At 74.0% G+C, this 14,863-nt stretch carries 8 protein-coding genes; 5 read left to right on the forward strand and 3 right to left on the reverse strand.

What is annotated here, in order from left to right; translation table 11 throughout:
• The first annotated feature begins 49 nt into the window (after positions 1-49).
• Together ACSUPV_RS21595 and ACSUPV_RS21600 are read left to right on the forward strand one after the other, a co-directional pair.
• Positions 50-2,158 (forward strand): asparagine synthase-related protein, encoded by a 2,109-nt coding sequence (locus ACSUPV_RS21595; protein WP_037766833.1) that lies wholly within the window; start codon positions 50-52, stop codon positions 2,156-2,158.
• Between the two features lie 449 nt (positions 2,159-2,607).
• Positions 2,608-5,895 carry a BTAD domain-containing putative transcriptional regulator gene (locus ACSUPV_RS21600; RefSeq protein ID WP_436948232.1) on the forward strand — a complete coding sequence of 1,096 codons (3,288 nt, stop codon included), beginning with the start codon at positions 2,608-2,610 and terminating at the stop codon, positions 5,893-5,895.
• Here ACSUPV_RS21600 and ACSUPV_RS21605 read toward each other — a convergent pair.
• Together ACSUPV_RS21605 and ACSUPV_RS21610 are read right to left on the reverse strand one after the other, a co-directional pair.
• The gene (locus ACSUPV_RS21605; RefSeq protein WP_436948234.1) at positions 5,882-7,879 is read right to left on the reverse strand and encodes a sigma-70 family RNA polymerase sigma factor; all 1,998 of its coding nucleotides are present in this window, start codon (positions 7,877-7,879) and stop codon (positions 5,882-5,884) included. The two genes, ACSUPV_RS21600 and ACSUPV_RS21605, sit on opposite strands and share 14 nt — an antisense overlap.
• A gap of 237 nt (positions 7,880-8,116) precedes the next feature.
• Complete coding sequence (locus tag ACSUPV_RS21610) at positions 8,117-8,887, reverse strand: TetR/AcrR family transcriptional regulator (protein ID WP_037763351.1); 771 nt, start codon at positions 8,885-8,887, stop codon at positions 8,117-8,119.
• 376 nt (positions 8,888-9,263) lie between these two features.
• On the opposite strand from ACSUPV_RS21610, the gene ACSUPV_RS21615 reads away from it, so the two are divergent.
• Together ACSUPV_RS21615 and ACSUPV_RS21620 are read left to right on the forward strand one after the other, a co-directional pair.
• Positions 9,264-10,643 carry an NAD(P)/FAD-dependent oxidoreductase gene (locus tag ACSUPV_RS21615; RefSeq protein ID WP_031121491.1) on the forward strand — a complete coding sequence of 460 codons (1,380 nt, stop codon included), beginning with the start codon at positions 9,264-9,266 and terminating at the stop codon, positions 10,641-10,643.
• 173 nt (positions 10,644-10,816) lie between these two features.
• Positions 10,817-12,484: an ATP-binding SpoIIE family protein phosphatase gene (locus ACSUPV_RS21620; protein WP_382618272.1), complete on the forward strand. Its 1,668-nt coding sequence runs from the start codon at positions 10,817-10,819 to the stop codon at positions 12,482-12,484.
• A gap of 13 nt (positions 12,485-12,497) precedes the next feature.
• Here the strand turns inward: ACSUPV_RS21620 and ACSUPV_RS21625 are convergent, their stop codons facing one another.
• Positions 12,498-13,763 carry an MFS transporter gene (locus ACSUPV_RS21625; RefSeq protein ID WP_436949924.1) on the reverse strand — a complete coding sequence of 422 codons (1,266 nt, stop codon included), beginning with the start codon at positions 13,761-13,763 and terminating at the stop codon, positions 12,498-12,500.
• A 123-nt stretch (positions 13,764-13,886) separates the two neighbouring features.
• Here ACSUPV_RS21625 and ACSUPV_RS21630 point away from each other — a divergent pair, with 123 nt between their 5' ends.
• Positions 13,887-14,435 (forward strand): MarR family winged helix-turn-helix transcriptional regulator, encoded by a 549-nt coding sequence (locus ACSUPV_RS21630; RefSeq protein ID WP_031121488.1) that lies wholly within the window; start codon positions 13,887-13,889, stop codon positions 14,433-14,435.
• Positions 14,436-14,863: the final 428 nt, after the last annotated feature.

Below are 14,863 nucleotides of genomic sequence, written 5' to 3' on the forward strand. Positions count from 1 at the left end.
GAACCGGTTCGTACGGTGCACTGGTTGTCCACAGCCTGTGGAGGCGGCGATGCGGTGGTTGGTGGGATGGAGCAGCACCGCCGCGGGAGCCGTCGCTGCCGGTTCGGCGGGGGCCACCGGGCACGACGGTGAGACGCTGCACCCGGTGGGGTCCCAACTCCTGTGGGGCGACCCCGATCCCCTGTGGGCCGTCGGCGACTGGCGCCCCGACGAGGTGCGGGTCGTGGCGGCCGACGACCGCACCCGTATCGCCGTCCTCGGCATCTGCGGCGCCACCGACGAGCAGCTGCGCGTCGCCCTGTTCGCCGCGCGCGGCGGGGCACTTCGGCACCTGACCGCCTGGTCCGGGAGCTACACCGCGATCGTGCAGGTCGGCAGGAGGATCACCGTCTGCGGTGATCTCGCGGGCGCGCGGCCGGTGTTCTACACGCCCTGGGCCGGCGGCACGGCGTACGCGACGGCCGCGCTGCCGCTGGCCGACCTCATCGAGGCCAACCTCGACTTCGGGCACCTCGCCGCGCTGCTGGCCGCCCCCGACGTGCCCGCCGCGCTCCACGACTCCACGCCGTACGACGGCGTGAAGCGCATTCCGCCGGGGCATGCCCTCATCCTGCGCGCCGGGGCGCGGGAGGTCGCCGGGTACGAGCCCGTCGCCTCGCTGGCGGTCGCCGCTCCGCCGGCCGATCCCGACAGCGCGGTCGACGCCGTGCGCGACGCCCTCGTGGAGGCCGTACGGACGCGGCTGTCCGCGCCGCGGCACGTCCCCGGAGCGGACATCGACCCCGGGCCCGTGCCCGGCATGGGACCCGCCGAGCGGCGTGCCGCGCGCGGGATGCCGGTGCCGGGGATCGGGGCCGACCTGTCCGGCGGGCCGGCCTCGGGGACGCTGGCGCTGCTGGCCGCGGGGCTGCCCGGGATGCCGGGCACCGTGCTGGGCCACGGCACGGGCGCGGGGGAGCGGCTGCTGGCCGTCACGTTCAACGACCTCGCCGTCGCGGGGCGCGAGGCCGAACTGGAGCGGGCCGGGGCGCTGGCGGCGAACCCGCGGCTGCACCACGTGGTCGTGGCGGGCGGCGAGGAGACCCTGCCGTACGCCGACCTCGACGGTCCGCTGACCGACGAGCCCGGGCCGTCCCTGGTGTCGGCGGCCCGGCACCGGGCGCGGCTGGCGTCCGGCAGCGCGGACCACTTCACGGGGTACGGCGCGCGCCAGGTCCTGGACGCCCATCCCGCGCGGCTGGCCGACCTGCTCATGGACCGCAAGCGGCGCCATCTGGTCCGGCCGGTCGCCGCGCTGGCCAAGGCGGACGGGTCGGTGCTGGTCCCCGCGCGCGTGTACGCGGCGGCGCGGCGGCTGTCCCGTACGCCGTACCGGGCCGGGCTGGAGTCCCTGGCCGAACGCCTCCTCGACCACCGGTCGGACGACGGCCTCGACGCGCCCGGCGGGGCGGTGGAGGCCTCGCTCGCCGCGCTGACCTGGGGCAGACCCGGGCCGGCGGCGCGCTGGCTGACGGGTGAGGCGCTCGCTGAAGTATCGGTTCGCCTTCAGGCGTCGACGCACCGGTCGGAACTGGTGGGGCCGGGGCAGCGGCCGGGCGACTTCCGCGCGCGGGCGACGCTGGCGCGGCACGCGGCGGACCTGCGGGTGTTGGAGCAGGCCGCGGAGATCCGCTTCCAGCGGCTGCACGCGCCGTTCCTCGACAACCAGGTCGTGCGCGCCGCGCGGGTGCTGCCCGAGGCGTTGCGGGTGCGGCCGGGGGCCCGGGCCGCGATCCTGCGGACGGTGCTGGAGGGGGCCGGAGTCCGGGAGCTGCCGGCCGGGTGGGGCGCGCCGACCCAGGGGATGGCGGCGGCCGCGGCGCGTACGGGGCTGCGGGTGGCGGCGGACTCGCTGGTCACGCTCTTCGACACGCCGCTGCTGGCGGAGGCCGGGCTGGTCGAGGCCCGGGTGGTCCGCAAGGCCCTGCGGGGCGCGGCGGCGGGGGAGCCCCTCCCCCTGGACGGCCTCGCCGACCTGGTCTCCCTGGAGCTGTGGCTCCGCCGCCTGCTGGCCCGCCGCGGCACGTGCTGGACGGGAACACCGGCACGCCAGCGGGCGGTACCGGCGGGGATCGCGCCGCAGCGGGGGGCGTTGGGGGCGTCTGCCTCCGGCGGTTGAGCCGGGGTGCCTGCGGCGGCCCGTGGCTGCTTCGGTGGGGGTGCGCGTTTTCGCCCTCTCGCCGGTTGTGGGTCGGGGCCGCGCCGGGGGGTGTCCGTCCTCGGAACGGCGCGATGGACCCACTCACCGACTGACTGGCGTTGACGCGCCAACCGCTGCGGGCGGACACCCCCCGACACGTCCCCTTGCGTCGTCCGGCGGCTGCGGGTGCGTAGGGGCGGGCGGTGCGCCCGTCCCGCCTAGCCGCGGGCATCGTGCCGCTGGGGCGGCACGGGTGGGCGGTGGGGGCCCCTGCTCGAGCGAAGCCGAGAGCTTGGGGGAGGCACCCCGTTCCGCCGGGCTGCGGACCCACCCGGCCCCAGCAGCAACACCGAGCACCCCTCAACAGGCCCAGGCAACGGCCCCCAAAAAAACCCGGCCCTCACACCAACCCCGGACACAATGACCCCGTGCGGTACAGAATCCTGGGCATCACCGAGGCACACGACGAGCACGGCAAGGCCGTACCCCTCGGCGGCCCCCGCCTCCGCGCCCTGCTCACCGCCCTCGCCCTGCGCCCCTCCCGGGTCACGACACCCGGGACCCTGATCGACGAAATCTGGGCCGACGACCCGCCGCAGGACGCCCCCGCCGCACTCCAGGCCCTCATCGGCCGACTCCGCCGAGCCCTCGGCAAGGACGCCGTGTCCTCCGAGACCGGCGGCTACCGCCTCGCGGCCACCCACGACGACATCGACCTCTTCGTCTTCGAACGGCTCGTCCGGCAGGGCACCGACGCTCTCGCCGCAGACGACCCCGCCCGCGCGGAACGGCACCTCGACGCCGCCCTCGCCCTCTGGCGCGGTGCCGCCCTCGCCGACCTGCCCGACCGCTCCGCCGCCACCCGCCCGGAGGCGACCCGGCTGGAGGCGATCCGGGCCCGTGCCGAGGCCAGGCTGCGGCTCGGCCGCGCGCAGGACGTCGTACCGGAACTGCGCGAACTGACCGTCGTCCACCCGTACGACGAACCGCTGCACGCCCTGCTGATCCGCGCCCTGCGCGACTCGGGCCGCGAGGCCGACGCCCTCGCCGCGTACGAGTCCGCCCGCCGCGCCCTCGCCGAGGGCCTCGGCGCCGACCCGGGGCCCGAGCTGCGCGCCCTCCACGCCGAGCTGCTCGGTTCGGACGCGAGGGAGGGGCGACCCGCGCCCGCTCCGCCCGAGCGCACGGGCAACATCCGTCCGCGTCTGACCTCTTTCGTCGGCCGGGAACCCGAGATCGACGCCATCCGTTCCGATCTGCACAGGGCCCGTCTCGTCACCCTCACCGGACCGGGCGGCTCTGGAAAGACCCGTCTCGCCGAGGAAGCCGCCGTCGGGCTTCCGCAGGCGTGGCTGGCCGAGCTCGCCCCGCTCGACCGGCCGGAGGCGGTGCCGGGAGCGGTGGTCAGCGCGCTCGGTCTGCGCGAGACCGTGCTGATGACCAGCGAGCTCACGGCCGTGCAGGACGACCCCGTCGCCCTGCTCGTGGAGTACTGCGCCCCGCGCAGCCAGCTGCTGATCCTTGACAACTGCGAGCATGTCATCGGCGCCGCCGCCCACCTCGCCGAGACCCTGCTGACCCGCTGCCCGGGGCTCACGATCCTCGCCACCAGCAGGGAACCCCTGGGCGTGCCCGGGGAGGTGGTGCGGCCGGTCGAGCCGCTGCGGCCGGACCACGCCCGCCGGCTGTTCGCGGAGCGCGCCGCCGCCGTCCGTCCCGACGCGGACGCCGTGCTCCGCGACGAGCAGGCGGTCGCGGAGATCTGCCGGCGGCTGGACGGCCTGCCCCTCGCCATCGAGCTGGCGGCGGCCCGGCTCCGGCTCCTCACGCCCCGGCAGATCGCCGACCGGCTCGACGACCGCTTCCGCCTCCTCACCTCCGGGAGCCGTACGGTCCTGCCCCGCCAGCAGACCCTGCGCGCCGTCGTCGACTGGTCGTGGGACCTGCTCGACGAGGCCGAGCGCAGCGTGCTGTGCGAGGTGTCGGTGTTCGCGGGCGGCTGGGACCTCGCCGCGGCCGAGGCGGTGTGCGGCGGGCCCGCCGCCGAGCTGCTCGGGGCGCTCGTCGACAAGTCCCTCGTCGTGGCGGCCCCCTGCGCGCGGGACGGCTCGGGCGGCATGCGCTATCGCCTGCTGGAGACCATTCACGAGTACGCCGTCGAGCGCGCCGCCGAGGTCCCGTCGCTGCGCGCCGAGGCCGAGCAGCGGCACCGCGCGTGGGTGCGCGCGCTGGTCGAGCGGGCCGCTCCGCTGCTGCGCTCCGCCGGTCAACTGCCCTGGATCTCCCGCCTGGAGACAGAGCTGGACAACATCCGCGCGGCCCTCGACCGGGCCCTCACCGCCGGGGCCGAGGCGGAGGCCGGTTCCCTCGCCGTGGCCATGGGCTGGTTCTGGTGGCTGCGCAACTACCGGCAGGAGGGCGTGGAGTGGCTGGAGCGGACCCTGCGCCTGGGAGCGGCACTCGACAGCGGCGTTCGCCGGCCGTCCGGGGAGGAGCCGGGCCTGCCCGACCCCGTCGACCATTTCCTCGCCGCGCCGGACGGGGAGGCGGGGCATCCGCTGCACGCCCTGCGGATGGATCTGCGCATGCTGCACCTGTTCTTCCTGGCCGAAGCGGGGCCCCTGCAGGAGTTCCTGGACCGGCGGCGGCCGTACGTGGAGCGGGTGTCGGAGTTCTTCGGAGAGGGCGGACCGCAGGCGGCCCGGATCCCGGGACTCATCTGGCCGATGATCCGCACCTTCGCGAGCGGCCAGGCCGACCAGGGCGTCCTCCGGGGCGTGATGGACACGGCCGTCGCCAACTGCCGCGCCCATGGCGGGGACTGGGAGATCGCCGTCGCCCTGATGTTCCGCACCCACATGGTCGTCGACGCGCCGGGCGACCTGGCCGGCGTCGACGACGACCTGGCGGAGCTGCGGGTCCTCAGCCGCCGCGTCGGTGACCGCTGGCTGCGGGCCCAGGTGTGCAGCGCGGCCGGTGAGGCCGCCATGGCACGCAGCGCTTTCGAGGAGGCCGAGGGGGAGTACGAGGAGGCGCTGCGGCTCGCCTACGAGGTGGGCGCGTACACCGAGTCGCCGTTCCTGATCGCCCGGCTCGCCGAGATCGCCTACCGGGCGGGCGACCGCCCGGCCGCGCTGGCGGCGCTGGACGAGGCGAGTGCCGCGGCCGACCGGTACGGCGTGGCGGACTCCAAGGCGTTCGTCCTGCTGCTGCGCGCCCAGATGGCGTCCGAGGACGGGCACACGGCCCGGGCGCGCGAGCTGTGCGAGGCGGCGCGCGCGGCGGCAGAGCGCGGCACTCCGCCGCCGCAGTTCATGGTGATGCTGCAGCTGATCGACGCAGTGATCACGGCGGACGAGTCGGGCCCGGAGACCGCCCTGCCCAAGCTGGCCGGAGCCCTCCGCGAAGCCGTCGACAAGCGGTGCTCGGACACGATCCGGGCCACGGTCGCGGACGGCGGGGCGGCGCTGCTGGCCGACCTCGGCGACTTCCCGCGCGCGGTCAGGCTGCTCGGCGCCGGCGACCACTGGCGGGCCGGTCGCCCACACCCCATGCCGGAGCGCGCCCAGGCGGAGCGGACGGACGTCGAGGCCCGCGCCGCCCTGGGCGCCGCCCGGTGCGAGGCGGAGCGCGCCCGGGGCACCGCCCTCACGTCGGACGACGTGCTGCGCGAGCTGGCCGAGGCACAGCGCGCGTACACCGCTAGCCGCAGGTGAACTTCGACTCCGCCCAGTCGGCCGTCATCAGGGTGTCCAGGGTGCTGTGCGGCTCGACCACGAGGCGTACGGTGCTGCGGCCGGTGAGGTTCACATGGACGGGGACGGCCGGGTCACCGCCCTCGACGAGCCCGGACCGCCAGAGCCGGGCCCCGTCGGCGTAGACGGAGAAGCGCACCTTGCCGAGGCCCAGGGTCATGTCGTCGACGCCCACGAACGCGTCGTACGAGGAGCAGGAGCGGTTCAGGTCGATGGTGACGGAGGAGCTGCCGCGCACGGTGACGCCGTGCGTGTACCGCCGGTCCGCGACCGTCATGCCGTACCGCTGCCAGACCCAGCTGCTCGCGCCGATCCGGATCTCGGGCTGCGTGCCGTCGCCGCTCACGTCGTACGACAGTTCGCTGAACTGGTAGACGGCCGGGGGCGGTGGTGCCTCGGTAGGTGGGGGCGTGGGCTTGGGTGTCGGAGGCGGTGTCGGCCTCGGCTGCCCGGGGGGCCTCGGCTGCCCGGGGGGCGTCGGCGTCCGGGTGGGCGTCGGTGTCGGCGCCGTGGACGGTGGGGGAGGTGGGGTGGTTCTGGAGGACGGTGTCGGCGCGGGCGTCTCGGCCCCTACGGGCACGATGGCCGGGGGCCGTGGCCCGGGTTCCCGCTCGGAGGGGGGCGTGGGCTCGCCGGGCCGCACCGCCGGCGACGTCGGGGAGGGAGGGACGGTCCTCGCCTCCTTCTCGGGCTTCTCGTTGCCGGTCAGGGCCAGGACCACCGCGGCCACGACGCCGACGGCGACCACACCGGCCGCGATACCGGCCTTCACCGGCGCGCCGACCCCCTCGGAGGCCGCCGCACCACCGCCTCCCGCGCCACCGCTCGCCCCGCCGGACCCGCTGCCGCCCGCGGCCGCTGCCCCGCCCGACGAGCCACCGCCCGCCGCCGCGGCCGCTCCCGCGGCACCGGCCGCCCCCGCGCCGCCGGCGATGAGACCGGCCGCCTTGGCGTACCCGGCGGCACCGAACCAGCCGATGACGGCGACCGGCACGACGGCCGGGATGCCCCCGGCCACCTCCTCGATCTGGCTCGCGGCCAGCCGGCACCGCGCGCACTCCTCCAGGTGCTTGCGCAGCCCCCGCTCGGCACGCGTGCGCAGCCGGCCACGGGCATACGTGCCGAGCTGGTCGGCGTAGCGCGCGCACGCCTCGTCGCCGGTGAGCGTGTCACTGACGTGGGCCTGGAGGTAGGCCTGCTTGAGGCCCTCACGGGCCCGGCTGGCGAGCACACGCGTGCCGTTGGCGTCCAGCCCGAAGAGCGTGGCGACCTCACTGGGCGACTCGTCCTCGACCTCGGTGTGCCACAGCACGGCCTGCCACCGCTCCGGCAGCGACCGGAAGGCCCGCATGGCCATGGACCGCTCGGCCTCGTGCATCGCCCGTACGTCCGCGCCCAGTTCGAGCGTGTCGTCGTCGGACACGTGGGAGCCGCGCGCGGACTGGGTGGCGAACACCGCGAAGTCGTCGACGAGCTGCTCCCGCCGCGCCGACCTCGTCCAGGAGGCGGCGACGCGGCGGACGGAGGTCAGCAGGTACGCGCGTACGGCGTGCTGGGGGCCGGAGCCGCCGCGCACCGCCTGGAGCATGCGGGCGAAGACCTCGGCGGTCAGGTCCTCCGCGGTGTGGGCGTCACGGCAGCAGGTGCGGGCGTAGCGGCGCACGGCCTGCGCGTGGCGCCGGTACAGCTCCTCGTACGCCGTGTCGTCGCCCGAGCGCATCCGGTCGATGAGGTCGGCGTCGGACGGCGGCAGCTCGCGCGGCGGCGGCAGGACGCTGTCCTCGTGCCATGCGCGCTGCGCCGGGACCGAGCCGTCGACGGGGTAGCCGCCCTTGGGGCCGCTCGCGCGACCGCCCTGGCTCGGCACCTGCGGCGGGACCTGGCCGCCGGCCGCGGCGTCACCGCTCCCGCCGCCGCTCGACTCGTCCCGCCCGTCAACGCTCATCGCGGAAAGCCCCCGCCAGCCGCCCAACCCGTCCAGACCACCGGGTCAGACTGTCACAGCGGCAGGTGGTCAGGCCCGCGGAGTTCGGACCATCACTCATCCGTGGGGACTTGCCGCACACCAGCTCTAACCGCCACTCATTCGGGGAAGGCTCCCCTTTCGCTCCAGGGCCGGGAAGTCACTCCGGGCCCAGGAAGCCCACCTCTCGATCCGCCGTAGAAGCCCGGAAGCCGAAGCTCACGCCGGCCGCGACCGCAGTCCCTCCAGCAGGATGTCCAGCAGCCGGGCCGAAGCGGCCGCCTGCTGTGCCGCGTCCGGCAGCGCGGGCGCGGCCGTCGCGATCACCAGCAGGACGTCCGACACCGACACGTCCGCCCGCAGCTCACCCGCCGCACGGGCCCGCTCCACGAGCTGACCCACGACCTCGAGCAGCGCCGACGCCCCCGCGTCGTCCTCCGCCGCGACCGCCGGCACCGAAGCCACCGCCACCGGCTGCTCCGGCACCAGCCGCAGCTCCGCCGACCCCGGCTGGGTCCGCTGCTGCGGCACCCGCGCGCCGCCGGAGCCGTCCTCACCGACCGAGACCCGCAGCACCTGGGGCGGCAGCAGCCGCCCGGCGCCGGAGGCCACCGACGTCCGCAGGAAGCGCGACAGCGCCGACCACGGCTCGTCCTCCTGCCCGAGCGCCGCACGCGCCTGGTCGGTCAGCCGGGAGGTCTCCTCCTCGGCTATCCGCCGCACCAGGACGTCCTTGCTCGGGAACCGCCGGTACACCGTGCCCACACCGACCCGCGCGCGCCGCGCCACGTCCTCCATCGGCGCGCCGTACCCCAGCTCGCCGAAGACCTCGCGCGCCGCGCGCAGCACGTGCTCCAGATTGCGCTGTGCGTCCACGCGCAGCGGCGTCGTCCGCGGTCCGTCCGCGCGCCCGTTCCCCGCCGCGCTCATCGTCGCGCCACCCGCTGCCAGAGCGGATGCGGACGACCAATGAGAGTCCTGAACATGCATAAGTATTCCCCCGGTAATGACGTCTCCCCCCGGAGACACTCCCCGCCATTCGATGCCGGGACTGGGGAACAGGCTCGGGTCCGCGGGCCCGCCCGTCGCGGACCCGGTGAGCGCATCCCCCTACACCCCGTCGACACACGAACATAGTTGAGAGGGAGTCAATTCAGAAGGGGCACGTTCCGCACGGAGCGCCCACCGATCGGAGTACGGGCCGTATACGTCCTGAATGTGCCCCCGCGCGCCCCCCACGCCACCCCAGCTGACCTGCGCTTCTTCACCGCAGCCCGCTAATCCGGCCAACTCCGCGCCCTCTCCCGCTCCGGTCACACAATTCGTCGAGGCTGTGGACAAACGCAAGCGGCGGGTGCGTCATGGGATGGTGAAGGAACGTGCGCGCATTCTCGTTGTCGGTGGCGGCTACGTCGGGATGTACACGGCCCTGCGCCTGCAGCGCCGCCTGAAACGGGAACTGCAACGGGGCGAGGTGGAGATCACGGTCGTCACGCCCGACCCGTACATGACGTACCAGCCGTTCCTCCCCGAGGCCGCCGCCGGCGCCATCTCCCCCCGCCATGTCGTCGTACCGCTGCGCCGCGTCCTCGACCGGTGCCACATCGTCATCGGCGAGGCCACCGCCGTCGACCACGCCGAACGCACCGCCACCATCACCACCCTCGCCACCGAGGAGGAGGGCACCGGCGGGCAGCGGCTCCCCTACGACCAACTCGTCCTCGCCCCCGGCTCCGTCTCGCGCACCCTGCCGGTCCCCGGCCTCGCCGACCACGGCATCGGCTTCAAGACCGTCGAGGAGGCCATCGGCCTGCGCAACCACGTCATCGAGCAGATGGACATCGCCTCCTCCACCCGCGACCCCGCGATCCGCGACGCGGCCCTCACCTTCGTCTTCGTCGGCGGCGGCTTCGCAGGCGTGGAGGCCCTCGGCGAACTGGAGGACATGGCCCGCTACGCCGCGCGCTACTACCACAACGTCCAGCCCGAGGACATGAAGTGGATCCTCGTGGAGGCCTCGGACCGCATCCTGCCCGAGGTCGGTGAGGAGATGGGCCGCTACACCGTCACCGAACTGCGCCGCCGCAACATCGACGTCCGCCTGCAAACCCGCCTGGAATCCTGCGCCGACCGGGTCGCCGTCCTCAGCGACGGCGCCCGCTTTCCGACCCGCACGGTCGTCTGGACGGCCGGCGTGAAACCCCACCCGGTGCTCGCCGCCACCGACCTGCCGCGCAACGGCCGCGGACGCCTCACCTGCACACCGGAACTGTCCATCGAGGGCACCACGCACGCGTGGGCGGCCGGAGACGCCGCCGCCGTCCCGGACGTGACCGCCGGCGAGCCGGGCCGCGAGTGCGCACCCAACGCCCAGCACGCCGTACGCCAGGCCAAGGTCCTCGCCGACAACATCGTCCACACCCTGCGCGGCGAACCCCTCCAGACGTACGAACACGCCTACGCCGGCTCGGTCGCCTCCCTCGGCCTGCACAAGGGCGTCGCCCACGTCTACGGACGCAAGCTCAAGGGCTACCCCGCCTGGTTCATGCACCGCGCCTACCACCTCAGCCGCGTGCCCACCTTCAACCGCAAGGCGCGCGTGCTCGCCGAATGGGCCCTGGCCGGCCTGTTCAAACGGGAGATCGTCTCCCTGGGTTCACTCGAACACCCCCGGGCCGAGTTCGAACTCGCGGCCGGTGGAAAGCCTTCCCAAGACCCCCCGGACAACCCGAAGGGGTCGTCCTGACCGGACCCAGGAACTCCTCCGGCCGGCCCGGCGTCTGACGGATGTTGGTCCGGTCCGCGCACTGCCAGACTGGTCCACCACCGCGGGCGTGCCACCCCACGTCCCGGTGCGGGCCCCCGGGGCCCCGGCCGGTTCCGGTGCCGGCCGCCGACGACTACACGAGGCAAGGATTCGTGAACTTCACGCGCTGGAGCGCCCGGCTCCCCGGAACGCAGCGCCGCGCCGCAGCGCGGACCGAGCAGACGGCCTCCCCGGACCGGCGGGGGGAAGGCTCCGTACCCGCCGCCCGTGCCGAACAACTGACCGACGAGACTCAGTCCGTACCCGCCGTCGACGAGCTGCGGGTGCGCGAGGTCCTCGACCGCGTCCCGTCCCTCGTCGCCCTGGTCCACGGCCCCGACCACCGCATCGCCTACGTCAACGATGCCTACACCACCGCCTTCGGCGTACGCCCCCTGGGCGAACGCGCCCGCGAGGCCCTCCCCGAACTGGACGCGCTGGGCCTGTTCCCCCTCCTGGACCAGGTCCTGCGCAGCGGCAAGCCCCGCACGGTGAAGTCCCGCAAGGCCCCCGACGGCCGCTCCTACACCTTCACCTGTACCCCGGTCGCGGAACGCGACGGCAAGGCCGGCACCGACGGCCGCGGCGTCCTCGTCTTCGCCACCGACGTCACCGACCACGCCGAAGCCGCCGCACGCCTGCGCGCCAGCGAACGCCGCCAACGCGAGACGGCCGTCACCCTCCAGCGCTCCCTGCTCCCCCAGGAACTCGAACAGCCGGACGACCTGCGCATCGCCGCCACCTACCACCCCGGCGGCACGGAAGCCGCGGTCGGCGGCGACTGGTACGACGTCATCACCCTCGGCGGCGGCCGCACGGCCCTGGTCATCGGCGACGTCATGGGCCGCGGCGTCCGCGCCGCGGCGGTCATGGGCCAGCTCCGCACGGCCGTCCGCGCCTACGCCCGCCTCGACCTGCCCCCGCACGAGGTCCTCCAGCTCCTCGACGGCCTGGCGGCCGAGATCGACGCCAACCAGATCGCCACCTGCGCGTACGCCGTCCACGACCCGAACGAAGGCAAGCTCGTCTACGCCTCGGCGGGCCACCTCCCCATCCTCGTCCGCGACGAGAACGGCACGGTCCTGCGCGCCGACGAACCCACCGGCCCCCCGCTCGGCACAGGCGGCTGGATGCACGCCTCCGGCTCGATCCCCCTCAGCCCCGGCTCGACGGCCGTCCTCTACACGGACGGCCTGGTGGAGCGCCGCGACGCCGACCTGGACGAGGGCATCGCCGCCCTGGAACGCGCCCTGGCCGGCGCCACCGGCACACCCCAGGTCGTCTGCGACCGCCTGGTCCGCTCGGCGGGCGTGACCCCGGACCACGACGACGACGTGGCCGTCCTGGTCCTCCAGCACCCCGCCCGCACCGGCCCCGAGGGCGAGCTCTTCCGCAACGCCGCCCTGGAACTCCTCGGCGGAGTGGAAGCGGCCCCACGCGCGCGTGCCTTCGCCTCCGGCGTCCTGACCAGCTGGCGCTTCCCCGCCGACCTGCACGATCTGGGCGTCCTGGCCACCAGCGAACTGGTCGCCAACTCCCTCCAGCACGGCACCCCGCCGATGCGGCTGCGCCTGCGCCGCACCGACCGCCGCCTGATCATCGAGGTCACCGACGGCGACGACCACCTCCCCAGACGCCGCCGCGCGGAACCGGGCGACGAGTCGGGCCGGGGCATCGCCATCGTCGCCACGATCGCCTCGAACTGGGGCTGCCGCCGCACACCGGGCGGCGGCAAGGCGGTGTGGTGCGAGTTCGCCCTGCCGCGCACGCAGGCGCCCTAGCGAGCCCCCAGGATCAGACGTCGGCGGACACGGGAGCCCCGCCCCGCGCCACGACCCGGCTCTTCGCCCGCCACGGATGATCCTGGACCTCGGTCAGCTGCCGCCCCAACCGCAGGGCGAGAACCGTGATCCCCAGGGAGAACACCAGGAACGCCACGATGTACGGCGCGTGCAGCGAGGCCCCCAGCGGCCCGCCCACCGCCGGCCCGACGGCCAGCGCGAGCTGCTTCACCAGGGCGAACGCGGAGTTGTACTGCCCGGCCATCCCCTCCGGCGCCAGATCGGCGACCAGCGGGGCCACGGTCGGCGACAGCATCGCCTCGCCCAGCCCGAACAGCGCGTACGTCGACACGAACGCGGCCGTCGCCATCTCCTGGCTGCCGTGCCCGAGCCCCGCGTATCCGGCGACGGCCCACGCCACCGCCCAGATCAGCCCCACGGCCGCGATCACCCGCGACCGCCGACGCCGCTCCACGAACCGCAGCACGGCGAACTGCGCGACGACGATCATCAGCGTGTTGGCGGCGAGCGCGGTCCCGAGCGCGGACGTCGATATCCCCGCGGCCTCGACCCCGTACGCACTCAGCCCCGACTCGAACTGCCCGTAGCAGGCGAAGAACAGCACGAAGCCCAGCACACACAGCTGCACCATGGCCCGGTTGCCCAGCAGCTGCTTCCAGCTGCCCCGCCCCGACGCCACCGGGGCGCCCTCGATCCGGGGAGCGTGCGGCATGCGCACGGTCGCCATCACCACGACCAGCAGCAGGAACATCGCCGCCTCGATCGCGAAGAGCAGAGTGAAGGACGCGGCACTGGACGTGTCGACCAGATGGCCGCCGACGAGACCGCCCACTCCGAGCCCGAGGTTCTGCAGGAAGAACTGCATGGCGAAGGCACGCGACCGCGTCTCCGCGCCGGAGCAGTCCACGATCATCGTCGCGAGCGCCGGCTGCATCACGGCCTGCCCGGCCCCCAGCAGGGAAGCCGACACCAGCACGGCGGCCGCACTGCTCGACATCCCCAGGCTCAGCGCACCCAGGGCGGCGGTGACCAGGGCGGCGAGCAGCACCGGCAGCGGGCCGCGCCGGACGATGGCCCGCCCGGCGAACGGCAGCACGACCAGCGCGGCCACAGCGAAGACGGCGAGTACGAGACCCGCCGTCATGGCTCCCAGCCCCCGCACCTGCGCCACATAGACGTACAGGTAAGGGACCGTGAAACCGAGCCCGAACGCGCTGAGTGCGTTGCCCACGTGGATCCGGCGCATCGCTGCGCCCATCGCCCTGGTCACGTTCACCTCTCTCACAAGTTAGGAGTGAAGACTTCGAAACTAAACTTCGAAGCTAAAGAGTACACATCCAAGGACTTCAAGGCAAAGAGCAGTCGTGCCATACTGCCGCCCATGGGCGACACCCCCGGCCCCAGCGAGCCGACCCTCGAAGAACAGATCGCCGCGTACCAGCGCGAGTTCCAGGACCTCGACCCCCAGGTCGAGCAGATCGTCTCGGCCCTGTCCCGCCTGAACCGCCGCATGAACGTCGCCTACAGCCGTCAGACCGCGGCCCTGGACATCAGCAACGCGGAGTGGGAGGTCCTCAAGGCCCTCGTCCTCTCCGGCGCCCCGTACCGACTGGGCCCCAGCGACCTCGCCAAGCGCCTCGGCCTGACCCCGGCCGCCATGACCCACCGGATCGACCGCATGGTCGGCGAAGGACTGGTCACCCGTGAGAGAGACGAGTCCAACCGTGTACGAGTCATCGTGGAGCTGACACCCGAGGGGCGTGAGAAGTGGCTGGAGGCGATGCGCCTGGCGTCGGTCTTCGAGGAAGACCTGCTCCAGGACCTGTCCCCGGAGGAGCGCACCGCGCTGGGCGAGGTACTCACCCGTCTCCTGCGCAGGGTGGAACACGCCCAGCCGGACGCCGGCGGCCGCCTCTCCGACCTGGACTGACGCGCCACAAAAGATCTTGACAGGGGGCACTTGACAGCCCCCTGCCCGGTCCGTAGAGTTCTTCGAGTTGCCGCGGAGACGTAACGGTTCTGCGACAGCACTTCCGCCGCACGAGCGGCACTCAACCACTAGCAAGATCGCTCCCAACGGGGTTGATTTCGGCGTGCCCGAATTCAATTCGAATTGGGACTCGACGACCTGATCGACTCCGACTGGCTTCGATTTTGGAATCGCCGAGGGACCGCGCTAAGGTTGGAGACGTCGGAACGGCCCAACGGCCGCGAGGACAACCCCAACTGACAGGGAATCAGGCCCGAAAGGATCTGATAGAGTCGGAACCGCCGGAAAGGGAAACGCGGAAGCGGGAACCTGGAAAGCACCGAGGAAATCGGATCGAGAAAAGATCTGATAGAGTCGGAAACGCAAGA

The sequence above is a fragment of the Streptomyces sp. SudanB52_2052 genome, from assembly GCF_964272415.1.
In the GTDB taxonomy this organism is placed as follows: domain Bacteria; phylum Actinomycetota; class Actinomycetes; order Streptomycetales; family Streptomycetaceae; genus Streptomyces; species Streptomyces olindensis.

Excerpts from the sequence above, each read along its gene's own strand:
- ACSUPV_RS21595 (WP_037766833.1), top strand. The coding sequence starts at position 50 with ATGCGGTGGTTGGTGGGATGGAGCAGCACCGCCGCGGGAGCCGTCGCT.
- ACSUPV_RS21615 (WP_031121491.1), top strand. The coding sequence starts at position 9,264 with ATGGTGAAGGAACGTGCGCGCATTCTCGTTGTCGGTGGCGGCTACGTC.
- ACSUPV_RS21630 (WP_031121488.1), top strand. The coding sequence starts at position 13,887 with ATGGGCGACACCCCCGGCCCCAGCGAGCCGACCCTCGAAGAACAGATC.
- ACSUPV_RS21625 (WP_436949924.1), bottom strand. The coding sequence starts at position 13,763 with ATGGGCGCAGCGATGCGCCGGATCCACGTGGGCAACGCACTCAGCGCG.
- ACSUPV_RS21610 (WP_037763351.1), bottom strand. The coding sequence starts at position 8,887 with ATGCATGTTCAGGACTCTCATTGGTCGTCCGCATCCGCTCTGGCAGCG.
- ACSUPV_RS21605 (WP_436948234.1), bottom strand. The coding sequence starts at position 7,879 with ATGAGCGTTGACGGGCGGGACGAGTCGAGCGGCGGCGGGAGCGGTGAC.